Below are 4,427 nucleotides of genomic sequence, written 5' to 3' on the forward strand. Positions count from 1 at the left end.
GGCGCGGAGGCCGCCGGCTCCGGGCGCGGCTGGCAGGCGGCGAGCAGGCCGCCGAGGATCAGGCAGGCCAGAAGGGGCGGTCGGGTCATGCGGGGCTCCGGGATCGGGGTTCGCCTTTGCAACGACGATGGCCCCGATCCGGCTCCGCGAAAAGCCTTATCGGCGGGCGGCCTCGACGGCGGCGCGCTGCAGGGCGAACAGTTCGGTGCAGCCGATTTCGGCCAGTTCGAATAGGCGGTCGAACTCGGCCCGGCTGAAGCCGCGCTTCTCGCCGGTGGCCTGGATCTCGACGATCTGGCCCGCGCCGGTCAGGACGAAGTTGCTGTCAGCCTCGGCGGTGGAGTCTTCCTCATAGTCGAGGTCCAGCACCGGCAGGTCGTTGAACACGCCGCACGACACGGCCGCCACCTGATCCAGGATCGGATCGGTCGTCAGCACGCCCTCGTCCTTGAGGTAGTTGAGCGCCGAAGCCATCGCCACCCAGGCGCCGGTGATGGAGGCGGTGCGCGTGCCGCCGTCGGCCTGGATCACGTCGCAGTCGATCAGCACCTGACGCTCGCCCAGCGCCTTGAGGTCGACTACGGCGCGAAGGGAGCGGCCGATCAGGCGCTGGATTTCCTGGGTGCGGCCCGACTGTTTGCCGGCGGCGGCTTCGCGGCGGCCGCGCGTGTGGGTGGCGCGCGGCAGCATGCCGTATTCGGCGGTGACCCAGCCCTGGCCGGTGTTGCGCATCCAGCCCGGCACCTTCTCCTCGATCGAGGCCGTCACCAGCACCTTGGTGTGGCCGAAGGACACCAGGCACGAGCCCTCGGCGTAGCGGTTGACGCCGGTTTCCAGCGTGACGGTGCGGAGTTGTTCGGGGGTGCGTTCGGACGGGCGCATGGGAATTCCTTGGAAGCGGGATGGCGCGTGCTTATCCTGAAACCATGAGCCTGTCCCGTCCTGACCCGTCTGTCGTGCGTCTTCGTCCGGCCGTGGCCGCCGACGCCGCGATCCTGGCGCGCTGGGACACGGCGCCGCATGTCATCGCCTGCCTGACCGACGACCCCGACCAACACGAGGCCGCCGACTGGGACGAGGAGCTGGCTGCGCAGTCCGACGTCTTCCGCTACTTCATCGCCGAGGTCGACGGCCGTCCGATCGGCGCCATGCTGGACATCGACCCGGCGGGCGAGCCCAACGGCTATTGGGGCGAGATCGAGCCGAACCTGCGCGCCCTCGATATCTGGATCGGCGAGGCCGACGCCCTGAACCGGGGCTATGGCGCGCAGATGATGACCCAGGCGCTGGACGCCTGTTTCGCCAGGCCGCAGGTCGAGGCGGTGGTGATCGATCCGCTCAACTCCAACACGCAGGCGCATCGTTTCTATCAGCGGCTGGGCTTCCGGCCGGAGGGGCGACACGTCTTCAACGGGACGGACGACTGCCTGGTCCATCGCCTGACCCGCGCGGACTGGGCGGCGCGGAGGACGGCGGCATGAGCCTGCTGCATCCCTCGCCGGGCCTGGCGACGCTGGACGCGCGGGCGCGCGACATCTTTCGGCGGGTGGTCGAGAGCTATCTGGAGACGGGCGAGCCGGTGGGGTCGCACACCCTGTCGCGCGCCGGGCTGGACCTGTCGCCCGCCTCGATCCGCAACACCATGCAGGCGTTGACGCAGGCGGGGCTGCTGGCCTCGCCGCATACATCGGCCGGGCGTGCGCCGACCCATGCGGGCCTGCGGCTGTTCGTGGACGGCCTCTTGGAGGTAGGCGACATCGGCCAGGAGGAGCGGCGCGAGATCGACGCTCGGCTGGCCGTTCTGGGCGCCAAGGGCGGCGGCCGCAATGTCGAGGAGGCGCTGGATGCGGCCTCGTCACTGCTGTCGGGCCTGGCGGGCGGCGCGGGCATCGTCGCCAGCCCGGTGCGCGAGGCGGGCGTGCGTCATGTGGAGTTCGTGGCCCTGGGCGGCGGACAGGCGCTGGCCGTGCTGGTCGCCGACGACGGGGTGGTCGAGAACCGGCTGATGAACCTGGCGCCGGGCGTCACGCCTTCGACCCTGCAGGAGGCGTCGAACTTCCTCAGCGCCCGGCTGAAGGGCCGTCCGCTGGCCGAGGCCCGGCATGAGATGAAGGCCGAGATGGAGGCCGCCCGGCGCGATCTGGACGCCGCCGCCGCCCGCCTGGTCGAAGATGGGCTGGCGGCCTGGAGCGGCGGCGCGGGCGGCGCAGGCCACGACCGCAACCTGATCGTGCGCGGGCGCGGCAATCTGTTGCAGGACGCCCGCGCGGCCGAGGATCTGGAGCGGGTGCGCGTCCTGTTCGACGATCTGGAGCAGAAGGAGCAGCTGATCGGCCTGCTGGACGACGTCGGCGCGGCCCAGGGCGTCCGCATCTATATCGGCGCGGAAACGCGACTCTTTTCGCTTTCGGGTTCCGCCGTGATCGCGGCGCCCTATATGTCGGGCCGGCAGCGGGTGCTGGGCGCCATCGGCGTCATCGGGCCCGCGCGGTTGAACTACGCCCGTGTCATCCCGTTGGTGGACTATACCGCCCGGGTGCTGGGCCGGATTCTGGACGGACAAGAGACGTGAACGACATCAACGACGAGACCCGGGATCAACTCGAGCAGGACATCAAGGAGTCCGAGGCGGATGCTGCGGCGGAAGGCGCCGACGGCGACATGGCTGTGGTCGACGCCCTGATCGCCGAGCGCGACCAGTGGAAGGACCGCGCCCTGCGCGCCGTGGCCGAGGCCGAGAACGTCAAGCGCCGCGCCGAGACGCAGCAGAACGACGCCCGCGCCTACGCCATCCAGCGCTTCGCCAAGGATCTGCTGAGCGTGGCCGACACCCTGGAGCGCGGTCTGGCGACGGCGCCGAAGGATGCGGACGGTCCGGCGGCCGCCATGGTCACGGGGCTGGAGCTGACGCAGAAGTCCCTGCTGTCGGCCTTCGAGGCCAACGGCCTGACCCGCGTCGATCCGGCGCCGGGCGACGCCTTCGACCCCCACCTGCATCAGGCGATGATGGAGCAACCCTCGGACACCGTGCCGGGCGGCGCCGTCATCCAGACGCTGCAGCCGGGCTACGCCCTGTTCGGCCGCACCGTGCGCGCGGCCATGGTGGTGGTCGCGGCCAAGGGCTCGGGCTCGGCGGCGGGCGGCGCCTATGCGGACCCGAACACGACCGGCGGGAATTTCGACGCCAAGGCCTGATGGTCTTCGCGCGCTGAAACGACGACGGCCCGGCGCAGACGCGTCGGGCCGTTTTTCTTTGCTTGGCTTCCCGTGCCGCGCTTGCGGCCAAAGCACGGGCCCCCGGCGTCCGCCGGGGTGAGCGGAAGGAAGGGTCAGTTTTTCAATCTCGAATTGAACAGCGCCAGCAGCCGCCGCCAGCCGTCCTTCGCGTCCGCCTCGCGATAGGAGGCGCGATAGTCGGCGTGGAAGCCGTGCGGGGCGTCGTCATAGAGGATGATGGAGCTGTTGGTCTGGCCCGCGGCGCTCAGGGCGTCGTTCATCGCCTTGACCGTGTCGTTGGAAATGCCGCTGTCCTGGCCGCCGTAGAGACCCAGCACCGGCGCCTTCAGCTCGCCCGCCAAGTCGATGGGCCAGGGGCGGCCCGCCGTCTTCTGTTTGTCAGTGGCCGTGGCGGCGGGGGACAGGCGGCCGTACCAGGCGACCCCGGCGTCCAGCGTCGGGAAGCGGGCCGTGGCCTGCCATACCACCTTGCCGCCCCAGCAGAAGCCGGTGATCCCGACCTTGTCGGCCTTGGCCCAGGGCTGGGCGCCGATCCAGTCCAGCGTGGCGCCGATGTCGCCCATCACCTGGCCGTAGCCGGCGGCGGCGACGATGCGCTGGATCGCCTGCATGTCGCTGAGCGGGGCGGGATCCTGGACGCGGACGAAGAAGGCGGGCGCCACGGCCGCATAGCCCGCCTTGGCCAGGCGGCGGCAGACGTCGCGGATGTATTCATGCACGCCGAAGATCTCGGACACGACGATGACGACGGGGAAGGGGCCGGCGCCTTCGGGTCGGGCGACATAGGCGGGCAGGGCGAAGCCGTCGGGCGCCGGATAGGCCGCGTCGGCCGTGATCAGGCCCGCCGTGTCGGTGGCGATCGGCTGGGCCGACTGGCTGAGGGCGGCGGGGGCGTAGGCGGCGAAGAACAGGCCGCCCGCCGTCGCTGCGCCCAGGCTGCGGCGGCTGGGGGCGATCTGGTCGGGGCTCAGGCCCTCGGGCCGGGTGATCAGGGTCATCTCGGGTCTCCGGTCGGCGCTGTGGAAGGCGTGACAGTGCCCCGGCTTTTTGCGCGCCGTCGAGTCTTTCCGCCTAGCCCGCGACCCTCAGGGTCAGGTTGACCCGCCCGCCGCCGGGCAGCAGCCGCGACGAGCCCGCCAGCAGCCGGTCGATCCCGTGACGCGCCAACCGCGCCGGGCCGGTCAGGGCGC

At 71.1% G+C, this 4,427-nt stretch carries 5 protein-coding genes and 1 pseudogene; 3 read left to right on the top strand and 3 right to left on the bottom strand.

The window, feature by feature from the left end; translation table 11 throughout:
* Positions 1 to 156 precede the first annotated feature (156 nt).
* Positions 157 to 882, bottom strand: a complete 726-nt coding sequence (rph, locus tag BDIM_RS16230; RefSeq protein WP_040346471.1) for a ribonuclease PH — start codon at positions 880 to 882, stop codon at positions 157 to 159.
* Positions 883 to 926: 44 nt separating this feature from the next.
* On the opposite strand from rph, the gene BDIM_RS16235 reads away from it, so the two are divergent.
* The 3 genes from BDIM_RS16235 to grpE are packed head-to-tail and all read left to right on the top strand — an operon-like array spanning position 927 to position 3,195.
* Positions 927 to 1,481 carry a GNAT family N-acetyltransferase gene (locus tag BDIM_RS16235; RefSeq protein ID WP_040347266.1) on the top strand — a complete coding sequence of 185 codons (555 nt, stop codon included), beginning with the start codon at positions 927 to 929 and terminating at the stop codon, positions 1,479 to 1,481.
* Positions 1,478 to 2,572 carry a heat-inducible transcriptional repressor HrcA gene (gene hrcA / locus BDIM_RS16240; protein WP_003166648.1) on the top strand — a complete coding sequence of 365 codons (1,095 nt, stop codon included), beginning with the start codon at positions 1,478 to 1,480 and terminating at the stop codon, positions 2,570 to 2,572. Before BDIM_RS16235 ends, hrcA begins: the two co-directional genes overlap by 4 nt.
* Positions 2,569 to 3,195: a nucleotide exchange factor GrpE gene (grpE, locus tag BDIM_RS16245; RefSeq protein WP_003166649.1), complete on the top strand. Its 627-nt coding sequence runs from the start codon at positions 2,569 to 2,571 to the stop codon at positions 3,193 to 3,195. The genes hrcA and grpE overlap by 4 nt, the downstream gene beginning before the upstream one ends.
* Before the next feature lie 134 nt (positions 3,196 to 3,329).
* Here the strand turns inward: grpE and BDIM_RS16250 are convergent, their stop codons facing one another.
* On the bottom strand, positions 3,330 to 4,235 hold the full coding sequence (locus BDIM_RS16250; RefSeq protein ID WP_003166650.1) for a dienelactone hydrolase family protein: 906 nt from the start codon (positions 4,233 to 4,235) through the stop codon (positions 3,330 to 3,332).
* Between the two features lie 73 nt (positions 4,236 to 4,308).
* Positions 4,309 to 4,427 (bottom strand): annotated as a pseudogene (locus BDIM_RS16255) (alpha-ketoglutarate-dependent dioxygenase AlkB); the annotation flags it as partial.

This window comes from Brevundimonas diminuta ATCC 11568 (genome assembly GCF_000204035.1).
Classification (GTDB): Bacteria; Pseudomonadota; Alphaproteobacteria; order Caulobacterales; family Caulobacteraceae; genus Brevundimonas; species Brevundimonas diminuta.